11 protein-coding genes are annotated in these 13,535 nt (G+C 43.8%); 5 read left to right on the top strand and 6 right to left on the bottom strand.

Annotation, left to right across the window (positions count from 1 at the left end):
* Positions 1-5 precede the first annotated feature (5 nt).
* Together pstC and AB4482_RS06075 are read right to left on the bottom strand one after the other, a co-directional pair.
* Positions 6-935 (bottom strand): phosphate ABC transporter permease subunit PstC, encoded by a 930-nt coding sequence (gene pstC, locus AB4482_RS06080; RefSeq protein WP_017064255.1) that lies wholly within the window; start codon positions 933-935, stop codon positions 6-8.
* Positions 936-1,046: 111 nt separating this feature from the next.
* Positions 1,047-1,868 (bottom strand): phosphate ABC transporter substrate-binding protein, encoded by an 822-nt coding sequence (locus tag AB4482_RS06075; protein ID WP_017064254.1) that lies wholly within the window; start codon positions 1,866-1,868, stop codon positions 1,047-1,049.
* Positions 1,869-2,336: 468 nt separating this feature from the next.
* Here AB4482_RS06075 and AB4482_RS06070 point away from each other — a divergent pair, with 468 nt between their 5' ends.
* Positions 2,337-3,980 (top strand): methyl-accepting chemotaxis protein, encoded by a 1,644-nt coding sequence (locus AB4482_RS06070; RefSeq protein ID WP_372131760.1) that lies wholly within the window; start codon positions 2,337-2,339, stop codon positions 3,978-3,980.
* A 107-nt stretch (positions 3,981-4,087) separates the two neighbouring features.
* Here the strand turns inward: AB4482_RS06070 and AB4482_RS06065 are convergent, their stop codons facing one another.
* A complete protein-coding gene (locus tag AB4482_RS06065; RefSeq protein ID WP_372074472.1) occupies positions 4,088-4,975 on the bottom strand; it encodes a lipase secretion chaperone in 888 nt (295 codons plus the stop codon).
* Between the two features lie 38 nt (positions 4,976-5,013).
* Positions 5,014-5,955: a lipase family alpha/beta hydrolase gene (locus tag AB4482_RS06060; RefSeq protein ID WP_372125133.1), complete on the bottom strand. Its 942-nt coding sequence runs from the start codon at positions 5,953-5,955 to the stop codon at positions 5,014-5,016.
* 475 nt (positions 5,956-6,430) lie between these two features.
* Here AB4482_RS06060 and AB4482_RS06055 point away from each other — a divergent pair, with 475 nt between their 5' ends.
* On the top strand, positions 6,431-7,678 hold the full coding sequence (locus AB4482_RS06055) for an SGNH/GDSL hydrolase family protein (RefSeq protein WP_372074510.1): 1,248 nt from the start codon (positions 6,431-6,433) through the stop codon (positions 7,676-7,678).
* A gap of 115 nt (positions 7,679-7,793) precedes the next feature.
* Here AB4482_RS06055 and AB4482_RS06050 read toward each other — a convergent pair whose 3' ends face one another.
* Complete coding sequence (locus tag AB4482_RS06050) at positions 7,794-9,125, bottom strand: DEAD/DEAH box helicase (protein WP_017061883.1); 1,332 nt, start codon at positions 9,123-9,125, stop codon at positions 7,794-7,796.
* Between the two features lie 361 nt (positions 9,126-9,486).
* Between AB4482_RS06050 and AB4482_RS06045 the strand changes: the two genes are divergently transcribed.
* Complete coding sequence (locus AB4482_RS06045) at positions 9,487-9,753, top strand: Lpp/OprI family alanine-zipper lipoprotein (protein ID WP_017061882.1); 267 nt, start codon at positions 9,487-9,489, stop codon at positions 9,751-9,753.
* 157 nt (positions 9,754-9,910) lie between these two features.
* Here the strand turns inward: AB4482_RS06045 and AB4482_RS06040 are convergent, their stop codons facing one another.
* The gene (locus AB4482_RS06040) at positions 9,911-10,885 is read right to left on the bottom strand and encodes a L,D-transpeptidase family protein (protein ID WP_029235199.1); all 975 of its coding nucleotides are present in this window, start codon (positions 10,883-10,885) and stop codon (positions 9,911-9,913) included.
* Positions 10,886-11,231: 346 nt separating this feature from the next.
* Here AB4482_RS06040 and deoD point away from each other — a divergent pair, with 346 nt between their 5' ends.
* Both deoD and AB4482_RS06030 read left to right on the top strand, forming a co-directional pair.
* On the top strand, positions 11,232-11,942 hold the full coding sequence (deoD, locus tag AB4482_RS06035) for a purine-nucleoside phosphorylase (protein ID WP_017061880.1): 711 nt from the start codon (positions 11,232-11,234) through the stop codon (positions 11,940-11,942).
* An 82-nt stretch (positions 11,943-12,024) separates the two neighbouring features.
* Positions 12,025-13,494, top strand: coding sequence for a lactate dehydrogenase (locus tag AB4482_RS06030; protein ID WP_017061879.1), 1,470 nt, complete (start codon positions 12,025-12,027; stop codon positions 13,492-13,494).
* Positions 13,495-13,535: the final 41 nt, after the last annotated feature.

Below are 13,535 nucleotides of genomic sequence, written 5' to 3'. Positions count from 1 at the left end.
CTCGCCTACTTCGCTTTTTCACGGTTAAGATAAAGTAGAGCACCATTTAACATCATGATGAACACTAGAAGTACAACACCTGTTGCGTACAGTGCGTTAGCGTGAACGCCACTTGCGTAAGACATTTCAATTGCAATGTTTGCTGTTAGCGTACGAGCAGAGTCCAAAATGCCTTCTGGCATTGCTGGCGCGTTACCCATAACCATGATGATTGCCATCGTTTCGCCAAGTGCGCGGCCGATACCCAAAATCACACCAGTCATAATGCCTGAACGTGCAGCAGGAACGAGTAGCTTAAAAATCGTGTAGATTTTCGAAGCACCCAGTGCAAGTGAACCTTCTTTGTATGTACGAGGTACCGCACGAATCGAAGTTTCAGAAACCGTGATAACGGTAGGAAGAATCATGATACCCAGAACAATGATACCCGCCAGGATAGTGTTACCCGCTGGTACTTGGAAAACGTTTTGAATCATTGGAACGATAATTACTAGACCGAAGAAGCCGTAAACTACCGACGGGATACCCGCTAGAAGCTCAACTGCTGGTCGAATAATATCTGCAAGACGCTTTGGAGCAATCTCAGCAATAAAAATAGCGGTTAATACACCAACTGGCACACCAACAACTACAGCTCCAAGTGTCGAAACAATCGATGCAACAATCATGGTTGCAACACCGAATAGAGCTGGAGGTAACCAGTCAACACCCAGAACGATGCCAGAAACACCGGCCTCTTGGAATGCAGGGATACTCTCTGCAACGATAAAGTAAGCGATAACGGCTAGTGATACGATGCCGATTACAGCACTCGATAAGAACAAGCCGTGGAAGATTCTTTCTCTCCAGTCGATGCGCTTCTTAGCACGTAGACTTGGCTTGTTGATTTGAGTCGCTTCAGTATTCATAAGCTTTTCACTATTTGCGATGGTCATATATAAAATCTCAAACTTTGTGGCTCAATAAGAGCTCGAAATAAACAAAGTTGAAAGAAAAGGCTCAGCCTAAAGCAGGCTGAGCAATAATTAAGATTGAGTCAGTTAAGATTAGTTAACTGTGATGTAGCCTTTCTTACCAGCGATAGCTTGAGCTTCATCTGCAACCATCCAATCTAGGAATTGTTGAGTTTCAGCTGTTGGAGCGCCGGCTTTGTAAAGAACTAGGAATGGACGAGCAACTTTGTAAGAACCGTTCTTAACGTTGTCTACAGTCGCAGCAGCGCCGTCGATAGTTAGAGCTTGAACAGATTCGTCAACTGTACCTAGAGAGATAAAGCCGATAGCGTATGGGTTGCTTGCTACAGAAACTTTAAGTGCGCCGTTACCGTTTGCAACTTGTGCACGTTGAGAGATAGCCGATACTTTCTTATCGCCAATCTTCTTCTTAAGCTTCATGATGTCTTCGAATGCACCACGTGTACCTGATGCAGTATCACGAGTGATTGCTACGATTGGCTTGTCAGCACCGCCAACATCTTTCCAGTTAGTGATGTCGCCTTTGTAGATTGAAGTGATTTGCTCCGCTGTAAGAGCAGATACTTCGTTGTTCGGGTTAACAACAACTGCGATACCGTCACGAGCGATAACGAGCTCTTTCAGGTCAGCTGTTTTCTCTTCTTCTTTTAGGTCACGAGAAGAGATACCAAGGTCAGCACTTCCATTTTTTGCTGCTTTGATGCCTGCAGAAGAACCTGGTGCTTGAATTTCGATGAACACTGGTTCGCCTTTATTCATGTAGGTTTCTGCAAAAACTTCAACCAGTGGAGAAGCACTGTTAGAGCCAACTACAGAGATAGTTTCTTTAGCTGAAGCTGTATTCACTGTTAGAGCGCCTAGTAGTGCGATTGCACCGATAACTGTCTTTTTCATCACAAATTTCCTTTAGTGGCGTTATTGCCGTAATGTTTTGCTTGAACGAGGCCTACTTTAGAATCCGAATGTGACAGTTGTGTTTCACTTAATTGAAGCCTATATGACAACTACAACTTATTTTCTTGTTTCTCCCCTACCAAATAGCCTTAAAGTAATAAATTAGCCCCACTCATAGGCACCGAAAATTCATTCCAACCTATTTAAGCTAAACCGCTCAATATCTCGCCATCCCTTTTATTTTATTACCTAATACCACACAAGGTTCTGTGCCAAATAACCCTACATTAAAAATGGCTAAAGCCTTGTTTGTACAATAAATATTCAAAATTTATCAAATATCTATCTCATATATCAAAATCGAATTCATTACTGATTGAATTGTCATTCTCAGAAGTTAGAATCACCTGCTAATTACAATAATAACAATTGCTTCTGCTCATTTATTTATTCAAAGAGGGACATTACATGCGCCAACTTCTCAGTGGCTTATCAATCAAAATACAAATTCTCATTCCAGTACTCTTTTCTGTCGTATTACTTTTGACGGGTGTCATCATCGGTGGTGACAAACTGGAAAACGCTTTTAAAGATGTATCAACAGCAACCGATCAACTCATCCTACATAAAGAAGAACTCAGTGAAATCGTCGACAACAGCTATGGCATGCGCATCAAAGCGATCTACAGCCTATTCAATGCTGATGACGTAAAAACACTGGTTGAAACACTAAACCAAAAACGCGACCAAAATACTCGCCTACTGAACTCATTAGACACAGTGCCAGGCATGCAAGATGAAGTGGCCGCAATGAGCAAAGCGATGAATCACTACGTCGACTTTTCTCGCACCACTATGCTTCCTCTATTAAGAGCAAAACATGGCAGCGCAGCGCTACCTTCTGACTTTGATAACCGCTATCAGATCGCAATCGACCAATATCGTCACGCGGGTAACGAAATGGTGCAAGCGATCAACACTCTGTCTAAGAAGCTGAACTTGCTTGCCACTCAAGAAGTCGACATCAACGGCCAGCAACACGCTAGCACACTGACTACTGCGACCATTGCACTGTTGGTGATCCTGTCTGTAGCACTAATTATCAGTTGGACGCTGGCTGGCATCATTGTTAAGCCGATCAGCAACATTCAAGAAACCATGCGAGAAGTAGCAAAAGGTAATTTGTTGGTTAAAGCAGAAGAGTATGGCGACAACGAAATCTCACGCCTAGCGCAAGACGTAAACCAGTCTGTTGAACAATTGCGTGACACGGTAAGCTCGCTGTCTCGAATCAGTATCGAAGTGGCTTCTGCGTCGACAGAATTAGCGGCTGTAATGACACAATCGAGCGTTAACTCAGACCAAGAGAAGCAAGAGGTGGAGCAAGTCGCTTCTGCTGTGAACCAACTTGAAAGTACTGCATCGCACGTTAATGAGAATGCAGTACAAGCTGACTCAGCGTCTAAGCAAGCTGACGAAATGGCAACACACAGCATGAGCTTGTTTAATGAAAGCAACAAAGCAAACGAACAGATGGCGATTCAGCTAAGCGAAGCTGCAAATGTTGTGGGTACGCTAAAAGAGCACTCTGAACAGATTGGTAAAGTGATTGAGGTGATTCAAAGTATCTCTGAACAAACTAACCTGTTGGCGCTTAACGCAGCAATTGAAGCCGCTCGCGCGGGTGAAAGCGGTCGTGGTTTCGCAGTGGTTGCTGATGAAGTTCGAATGCTAGCGGCACGTACACAAGATTCAACCAAAGAGATCCAAACCATCATAGAAGGTTTGCAGGTTCAATCCGGTAACGCGAATGAAAGCATGAGCAGCTCACTGGCTATGCTGGAACACAACCAAACTCTTGCAGGTGAAGTAAGCGCGGCGCTTTCAGGCATTGCTAACTCGGTAACGGACATGACTGAGATTAATACTCAGGTTGCCTCTGCCGCTGAAGAGCAAAGCCAAGTAACCTCAGACATCAACCGTAATATCTCAAATATCTACAGCTTAGTAAGCCAAAACGTAACCGGCATTACTCAAGCCGCTGCAGCAAGCCACGAGCTTTCTAACCTAGCAGAACAACAGAAGCAGCAGTTGGATTACTTTAAGGTATAGGCTTCAAGGTACGAAGTTCAAGGCAAACAGATTCAGGCTGTATGCTCTTTAGAACTCGCCGATAAACAAAAAGCCAGCCATCATGGCTGGTTTTTCGCTTTTAGACACTACTGGCGAGATTCAGCCGCTCGAATTCTTTCAATCGCTTCTACCCTTCTAAGCTGTTCTGGTAGGAAATGTTCAGTCCTAAGTTGCGCAATCTTCTCTTGTTGTTCGGTTTTTGATAGGAATGAATCTTTCAAGACATCATTTCGTTCTGCGAAGTAGACCTCTAACGAGTCTTCAAAGGCCGCTCTTTGTTTATCAAGTGCTTCAAGTCTCTGGGTTGCTTCTTCACCGACAAGTTCGCTTCTCTTTAAGTATTTACCCTGTTCATCGAGACCTTCAGAGCTAGAGAGCTGTTGGAGTAACACCTGATTCTGGTGACTCGACTGAACATAATCAGGTTGCTCAGATAGATAGGATTCGAGTCTTTGTTGGTATTCTTCATCCTCTAATCCCTCCTGTTTCAGAAGTAACTTTTCTAAGGCGATTTCTCTCATTCTGTTGTCGTGCGTAAACAGAATACTTATCTCGCTCTCACTGAAAAACTGAGCTTGGAGGTCAAGGAGCGCTTGATTGAGTGCACGTAGATCATCAGCGGAAATGGATGTGGTACCGAACTGCACGTCCAACGATGTCAGTGCCGACTTATACTCAAGATATTTGGCAAACAGTGCTTCATCAACCACGGTTGTTGATGCTTGTTCGTGGTGTTTCGCCACGTTGTCTCGAATATCTTCAAGGGTTAATTCTGTATTACCTGACACGAAATATTCCATCATGTCTTTTGCTGATGCGTTATCGATGTCGGTATCTTGCTGAGAGGTGACTTTCAATGAGGAGACGCGTTGTTCGTCGTCAGTATGTGTATCTTGATTATTTAGATATAAAAAGACCGCCGCTGTGCTCATCAGGGCTATCGTGATTATCGACAAAATGGCGGTCTTTTTCATCATACTTCCCTTGTTTTCTTGTTAAACGGCTTTGCAGACTACAAGCCAGCCAACTTCAATCGATTGGCATGCTGACGATATAGAGTTACAGGATCTGTCTCAAACAAGTGGTGAATTCCCAATAACCCATTAATCTCATCTAGGTGGTTCATTTTGTAATCATCACCAATCACTTTGCCCAAATGCGCGCTGCATGCTCCTACTAAGCCATCATTAGGTTCGTTGAAGGCTAAGCCTAGGATTGTCATCGCTCCGTCGGTAGGATCAAGAAGGTTGGTAAAAGTGGAAGACCCTGTCCATGAATAGTAATAAACGCCGTTACTTGCTTGCCACTCACCATCGCCACACTCAGACGTCGGAACGCCCTCAGGGTAAAACTGGTTGAAGGCTAGCGAGCCTTCTGTGGTCAATGCTTCAAGAGAAGCGAGGCCGTCTTGGTCGAGATCCGATCCACCAGATAAAAGGTTAATCAGTGTCGTTAATCCACCTGCTAATTTAACCGCGATACCTTCTGTGACAGAGCCTTCAGATACGTTCCCTCGAACGAGATCAGCGACCTTAGAACCTTTATGTACACCGCCAATACTGGTCACTGAAGCAACAAGATCAGGTCGAACTGACGCAACATAACGAGCCGTAGGCCCACCGTGGCTATGACCAACCAGATTCACCTTACTTGCTCCTGTTGCAGCTAACAGCGTTTCAACTTGGCTGAGTAACTGTTCACCACGGACCTCTGAACTGTTGGTTGCAGAGACCTGAGCGACATATACGTTCGCGCCATCTTTGGTTAGGGATTCAGGTACGCCATAGAAATAGTCAACGCCCGCTAATGTATCGAAACCAAACAGACCATGTACCAACATAATGGGGTATTTCGTTTCAGTGTATCCCCTGGCTTCTAATGCTGATGCGCTCGTTCCGGCATATACGCCAAAACTGGATAGGCAGGCTATCGTCCAAATTAATATCTTTTTCAATGCTCTTTCCTTAAACAGATTAGACCTCTGATGAGTAAAAGAACCGTAGATGATGATTTTATAAAACAGAAAGTAACGACTTCATATTTGTGATGGCGAACTTGAATTAAACAGGTGCGATGAACATCAGGCAAACAGAATCAGGAGAAAAAAAACATAAGCAATTGATTAAATTAACATTTAACTAATGTTGATGAGATTGTTCTTTCAATATCCCGACTCAAATATCAATTCAACATTCTCAATAAACCAAAATTATTCGACAAATAACCGTTTGGAAACAGGTGTTTTTCAACCAAAACTCGTTGATAACTTGATGCTTATTCCATTAACGACACACCACAACCCTGAATGTATTGACGCTAATTATTGACTTTAGATATAGGTCGTACCAGTTATTTACTTATCCACTTATCCACTTATCAAGCAACAGCGTTTCTGTTTGGCTCATCTAAATATAAAAGAGAATACAGTGATGAAAAATACGGCTTTAATACTCACGTTAGCCCTGCCTTTTGGCGCTTATGCCGCTGAAGACTCAATACCAACACCTGAATCGATTACATCTGCACAAGTACTCAGTGCACAAGGCTCAGAGACCTATTCATATGTTAGATGTTGGTATCGAACCGATGCCTCTCATGACTCCCCAGCCACCGACTGGAAGTGGGCAAAGAAAGAGAATGGTGATTACTACACGATCAACGGATATTGGTGGTCTTCCGTTTCATTCAAAAACATGTTCTACAGCGATGCCCCGCAATCGGAAATTAAACAACGTTGCGAACAGACGCTCGACATCCAACATGACGCCGCTGACATCACCTACTTTGCCGCAGATAATCGCTTCTCTTACAACCACTCAATCTGGACCAACGACAACGCTTTTCAAGCCAGTAGCATCAATCGTATTGTCACCTTTGGTGATAGCCTGTCCGACACTGGTAATCTATTTAATGGCTCACAATGGGTTTTTCCGAACGCAGATTCGTGGTTTTTAGGGCACTTTTCGAATGGTTTAGTCTGGACGGAGTATTTAGCAAAAGCGAAAGATGTCCCTCTGTATAACTGGGCTGTGGGTGGCGCCGCAGGTACCAACCAATACGTGGCATTGACTGGTGTTTATGATCAAGTCACCTCTTATCTGACCTACATGAAAGTCGCCAAAAACTATCGTCCGGAAAACTCACTGTTTACTTTAGAGTTTGGCCTCAATGACTTCATGAATTACAACCGAGAAGTCGCCGATGTAAAGGCTGACTTTAGCAGCGCGCTGATCCGCTTAACAGAATCTGGTGCGAACAATATCCTGCTGTTCACCTTACCCGATGCAACCAAAGCCCCTCAATTCAAATACTCTACCGAACAAGAGATAATAAAAGTTCGTGGCAAGATCTTAGAATTCAACCAGTTCATCAAAGCTCAAGCCGAGTATTACCAAGGTATGGGGAAAAACGTGGTGTTGTTCGATGCAAGTGCGTTGTTCGCCAGCATTACCGATAACCCAGAACAACATGGCTTTCGAAACGCGAGTGATGCTTGTCTTAATATCAATCGAAGCTCAGCCGCGGACTACTTGCGAAGCCACAGCTTAACCAATGACTGTGCCACCTATGGTTCAGACAGTTATGTATTTTGGGGCGTGACACACCCAACTACAGCTACTCATAAATACATTGCCGACCACATCTTGGCGTATTCGTTCTCGACGTTCAATTTCTAACTAAATATCGAAAAGTAATGGCTGAGCCAAGGTCGAGATACAAAAAAACCGCCTAATATTGGCGGTTTTTATTTATGTCAGTTTTACTAGCAAACGCTTTAAAACTGGCTGGTGATTACTCGTCGTCCACTTTTGGTGCGACTTTCTTCTTAGGGATAAACACGGTATCACCCACGGCCACATTTTGGTGGAAGCTCTTATCGCGCTTAACTGGTTTCTTCGGCGTTTTCTTCGCTTGAGTGTTGGTCTTCTTCTTAGCAGGACCGCCTTTAGCAAACGCAGGTTTACGTGGCTTAATGCCTTTGAATTTACCTTTTAGGCCTTCAAGTACAGAGAAGGTCAAATCTTGTTGAAGGTAAAGTTCAACACGCTTGAAGCTGTCCCAGTCTTTTGGACCAACCAAAGAAATCGCATCGCCTTTGTTACCCGCACGGCCAGTACGACCTACACGGTGCACGTACTCTTCCGTATGCTTAGGCATATCAAAGTTGATAACGTGGCTCACGTTTGGAATATCAATACCACGTGAAGCAACATCGGTAGTTACCAAGATCTTGTAAACCGCACGCTCGAACTGGCTCATAATAGCATTACGTTGCGTTTGGTTTAGGTTACCACTCAGTGCTACCGCTTTAAGCTTCTTCTCGTTCAACTTATCTGTTAAACGGTCAGTATCAGCGCGTGTTGCTGTGAAGATCATTACCTGACGGTATTCAGCTTCTTCCAGTACACGGTCTAAAATCGCTTCTTTGTGATCTAGGTGATCACATAAGTAGAATTTCTGTGTGATATCTAAGTGTTGCTCGTTAGAAACACCAACAGAGATACGCTTAGGTGCGTCTAGCATTTCATTTGCAATGCCATTTACTTCAGCGTGATCTAACGTTGCAGAGAACATCAACGTTTGACGACGACGGTGTTTAGCTGCATTGGCAATGCGACGAAGTTCTGGAGCGAAACCCAGATCAAGCATACGGTCCGCTTCATCAAGGATTAGCGTTTCAACACCATCTAGGAACAATGAACGATGTTCTAGGTGGTCAGCAAGACGGCCTGGAGTCGCAACGATAAAACGAGGGTACTTACGCAGTGCTTTAACTTGGTCGTTAAAGTTCTCACCACCTAAGATAAGCGCCGCTTCATAAGACAGACCACCAAGCATGCTACGCAGTTCGCCGTAAACTTGCTTCGCTAGCTCACGAGTAGGAGCCAAAATTACACCACGAGGATCTTTAGCAGAAAACGCTTTTGTTTTTAATGCTTTATGTATCATTGGCAACACAAACGCCAATGTTTTTCCTGATCCCGTTTTTGATGAAGCCAATAGATCCTTACCAGCAATAGCAACAGGGATCGCTTTTGATTGGATCTCTGTCGCCTTCTTGAAGTCGTAATGTTTTAAGTTCTTCAGTAAGCGGTTATCTAAGCCTAAATCTTTAAAGTGCAAAGGACTCTCCAGTCATGATGGTATTGAATAAAATTAATTTAACGTGACATGATACCGCGAAAGTACTTTATAAGGATAGAGATCACAGTAAATTTATCCCTTTATCTATCTTTAGCTAGAACAACGTATGCATTGCTAGCAAAGGGATAGCTCTCCAAAAACACCTTCAAGTCGTCTCTAAATCCTTCATCTCATAAATGAGACACAACGTGATACTTAGCTAATTAACTCAAAAATTTAGCAATTTCTTTAGTTATTGTTTTTGCAGTTAAAAAATTAGTCGCTACAATCATTAATGAAGCGACTATATGATAAAGAATGTATAGCGCATCTTTTGATGATAAATAAGCAAGGAGTTCTTATGAATAAGACGTTAATCGCAGCTGCAGCATCAGTTTTCATTTTAGCCGGTTGTTCTTCAGAACCAGAAGAAGCTGCAGTGTCAGAAATGGATCAACTAACTAACCAAGTGGCTCAACTTACAAGCGAAGTTGAAGCACTTAAGAGTGACAAAGCAGCCGCAGAAATGAAGGCTCAAGAAGCAGAAGCAGCCGCTATGGCAGCGAAAGAAGAAGCGGATCGTGCTAACGAACGCATCGACAACATCGCTGAGTCTTACACTAAGTAGTTTGAGATCTAATCGCGATTAAGCTGTAGATTAAATAAGTCGCAAAAAGCAGTATATAGACAGCACCACTTCTTATCGGATGTGGTGCTTTTTTTGGGTGACACTAATGCGAGTAAACAAGATAAAACCGCCCCTTGTTGCAGAAGAGGCAATCGAATTAAAACTCAATCACAGGTGGTGCTATCTCTACAGGTACGCCGTTTTGAGCAAAGATAACCGCTTTCGCCTTTGAATTTGGCAGTTCTGCGTCTTCAAGCCACCATTTTAGTTCCACAGGGATCTGTAATGATTTCTTTGAACCATCACTTCGAGTTAATGGCTCGTGCGCTTCTACAAACACACTTCTATCAGGCTCTAATGACACCTTAATCGGCTCATTGATAATGGTGACCTGTTCACCACGGTTCACTTGCTCAAACAGCCACTCAATGTCTTTAGGTTCCATTCGGATACAACCAGAGCTAACTCGTAAACCTATCCCGAAATCCTTGTTTGTACCATGGATCAAATAGTCGCCAGCGCCATAAGCAAGCCTCAAAGCGTACTCTCCCAATGGATTTTCCGGCCCGGCAGGAACCACTCTCGGTAATTCAATGCCCTTTTCAAGATACTCGTTGCGGATTGAATTTGGTGGCGTCCATGTTGGATTCGGTCTTTTTTGGCTTATCTTGGTGATCATCTCGGGAGTATCACGCCCCACTCGACCGATGCCGACAGGGAAAACATGCACCTGATTTTTCTCAGGCTCAAAGTAATACAACCTTAACTCAGCAAGATTGATGACAATCCCCTTTCTTGGGGTGTCAGGCAAAATCAAGCGGCTTGGAATGCTTAACACATAGCCTTCCGCGGGAAGAAAAGGATCCACCCCTTTGTTGGCTGCCATTAAAGAGAGAAAACCAATATCGTATTGCTTGGCAATGATGGCCAAGGTTTCGCCCGCCGCCACTTCATGCTGCTGGATTCTGCCCACAATGCGGCTTTCCGTTGGTGGCAATTCAAAGGTTGCAGCAGACACCCACGATGAAGCTATCCCGCTGGCAAGCAAAGTAGTTCTTACAACAAGCGACGCCGCCCTGTGGAGTCGTGTTTTCATTGACTGCAAAGGCGTCGAGTTAACGCAATACGACATACAAATCCTTGGTTTGTCTTTTATCAAAGTTTAGATTATCTCTGATCAAACGTCTCTACAACGTATTGTTGTCTCGAAACTAATAGGCAACAAGTTTATATGTAAGCCTTTTCTTCTCATTCACTTGCAATTTACCCATACAAAATCGATTGCCTTTACGCTTTCAACATATTTGGTTATCAATATTAATAAAACTATAATGGCAGACCTATTTTGTGACTAAAGTCTCATGGAGCCACGTTCTAACTCGCTAATATTGCCTCAACAAAACGAATTCAATTCAACAGAATCGGTAATTGATTAAATCCTGTTCCTATAATTACCGTTTAAACTTTGGAGAACGACCATGGCTACACCTCATATTAATGCTCAAGCTGGTGATTTCGCAGAAACAGTACTTATGCCGGGCGACCCGCTTCGCGCAAAATACATTGCAGAAACATTCCTTGATGACGTGAAGCAAGTTTGTGACGTTCGCAACATGTTTGGCTACACAGGCACTTACAAAGGTAAGAAAGTTTCTGTAATGGGCCACGGTATGGGTATCCCATCATGCTGCATCTACGTACACGAGCTAATCGCTGAGTTCGGCGTGAAAAACGTTATTCGTGTAGGTAGCTGTGGCGCGGTACGTGACGACGTTAAACTAATGGACGTTGTTATCGGCATGGGTGCATCTACTGACTCAAAAGTAAACCGCATTCGTTTCAACAACCACGACTTCGCTGCTATCGCTGATTTCGGTCTTCTAGAAGAAGCAGTAAACCAAGCTCGTGCACAAGAAGTTCCAGTTAAAGTTGGTAACGTATTCTCTGCAGACCTTTTCTACACTCCAGAAGCTGACCTTTTCGAAAAAATGGAAAAGCTAGGCATCCTAGGTGTTGATATGGAAGCGGCTGGTATCTACGGCGTTGCTGCAGACCTTGGTGCTAAAGCACTAACTATCCTAACAGTATCTGACCACATCATCCGTGGTGAAAAACTAAGTTCTGAAGAGCGTCAAAAGTCTTTCAACGACATGATGAAAGTTGCTCTAGAGACAGCAATCAACATCTAACGATTTGATAAAAGATACATTGAAAAGCGTTACCCCGCAGCCAGGCTCGCTTGGCTGCTCAAATAATCCCGAGGGGGAGATCGTGTCTAACGACAAGCTGCCAAAAGATGCGGATGGTTTGCAACTCAACTTTTGTAAAACATTGGCGTGTGACAACTTTGGCTTGAGCGATGCAAAACGGTATGTTTTGCAACACGCGAACCCTAAGCGTCCAGCGATGGTTTGTCGTGAATGTGGAGCTTTCCCCCCCTTACTTAACAATCGTGAAGTGTTAAGCGAACTTCATCGCCTAAGACAACTTCACAGCGACGGGCTCCCTGCTTGTCGTAATGATGATTGCGATAACTTCGGCTTATCGGTTCATACCCATAAACATCTTTATCATGCCTTCGGCTACAGTGGCGACAGGCAGCGTTATCGATGCAAAGACTGCCAAACAACCTTCGTTGATAAATGGTCTGGATCCAATAAAAAACTCCAATTTCAAGAGAACCTCATGGGCTTACTGTTCATGGGCTATTCCGTACGTGAAATCTGCCGAAAATTAGAGATCAACCCAAAGACTTTCTATGATCATGTTGACCATATCGCGAGCCGTTGTCGTCGTAAATTAGCGATGATCGATGCACGATGGGTTAACCATGCGAAAGATTACGAGTTCGCATCTCACTACCAGCGTCTGCAACCACAAAGTAACAACGGTGTGGTGTGGATAGCGACGGGCGAGGCGCATTCTGGCTATATACTTTGCCAACACGTTAACTACTCTCAAAATGAAGAACCATCAGGAAACGTCGACCATAACCCTTATGATGATGTGGCACGATTTGTATCCAAAGAGCACTCTTCAGAAGCAAATCTCGAACTGCCTCAGCCCTCTGACAAACTAAAAGAGCGCATTGAACAGCAGTACCAAGTGATTCTTGCGAGAGGTAACGTTGAGGACCCTATGGGTAACCTCACCACATTTAGTTACCCTTCAAAAGGCGCTCTCATTCGACCGCCTTATACCTCTTATGCTCACTTCTTACATGTGTTGGATATGTGTAACGAAGACAAGCATGTCGCCATCTATATGCCACAAGATCCATTACTAAGATCTGCCGCTTTAAGTGTATGTTTGCCGCGCATTCAGAGTCAAAATATTGACCTCATGTATGTCGAAGAAGATTCAGGCTGGCAAGACGACCAAAGTTTTGAAAAGATCGACATCGTTCACATGAGTTGGTGGCGAGATCGCTGGGCTATTGCCAATCAGGGTGATAACCAGAAAGGTATCTGCTACCTAACCGGTAACAATCCAGAACCAAAACAGTGGTTTAACACAGCCTCAATTCAACAAACTAAGTTCTATCAACAGCGCTTTCAGTTGTTATTTGATAGCTTTATTAATGAGCCCAGACGTAAGCTTCGTCCTGGGGGCATTCTTCCATTGCTCGACATATTTAGAGCTTGGCACAATCTGTGCTACCAAGATAAGCAAGGGCTCACGGCAGCACAACGCTTAGGCGTAGGGGAGCTGCCATTAACTCTAAAGCAACTACTTTCATAGCAACAAAGCCTCTAGGTAATTATTCGGGAACTCATTGATTT

Origin of the sequence: Vibrio sp. 10N.222.55.C7 (assembly GCF_041473335.1) — a bacterium.
GTDB lineage: Bacteria > Pseudomonadota > Gammaproteobacteria > Enterobacterales > Vibrionaceae > Vibrio > Vibrio crassostreae_C.
This window is presented reverse-complemented; position numbering and strand designations above follow the sequence as displayed.

Coding starts and splice junctions, on each gene's coding strand:
- AB4482_RS06040 (WP_029235199.1), bottom strand. CDS start 10,885: ATGTCGTATTGCGTTAACTCGACGCCTTTGCAGTCAATGAAAACACGA.
- AB4482_RS06070 (WP_372131760.1), top strand. CDS start 2,337: ATGCGCCAACTTCTCAGTGGCTTATCAATCAAAATACAAATTCTCATT.
- AB4482_RS06045 (WP_017061882.1), top strand. CDS start 9,487: ATGAATAAGACGTTAATCGCAGCTGCAGCATCAGTTTTCATTTTAGCC.
- AB4482_RS06065 (WP_372074472.1), bottom strand. CDS start 4,975: ATGAAAAAGACCGCCATTTTGTCGATAATCACGATAGCCCTGATGAGC.
- pstC (WP_017064255.1), bottom strand. CDS start 935: ATGACCATCGCAAATAGTGAAAAGCTTATGAATACTGAAGCGACTCAA.
- deoD (WP_017061880.1), top strand. CDS start 11,232: ATGGCTACACCTCATATTAATGCTCAAGCTGGTGATTTCGCAGAAACA.
- AB4482_RS06055 (WP_372074510.1), top strand. CDS start 6,431: ATGAAAAATACGGCTTTAATACTCACGTTAGCCCTGCCTTTTGGCGCT.
- AB4482_RS06075 (WP_017064254.1), bottom strand. CDS start 1,868: ATGAAAAAGACAGTTATCGGTGCAATCGCACTACTAGGCGCTCTAACA.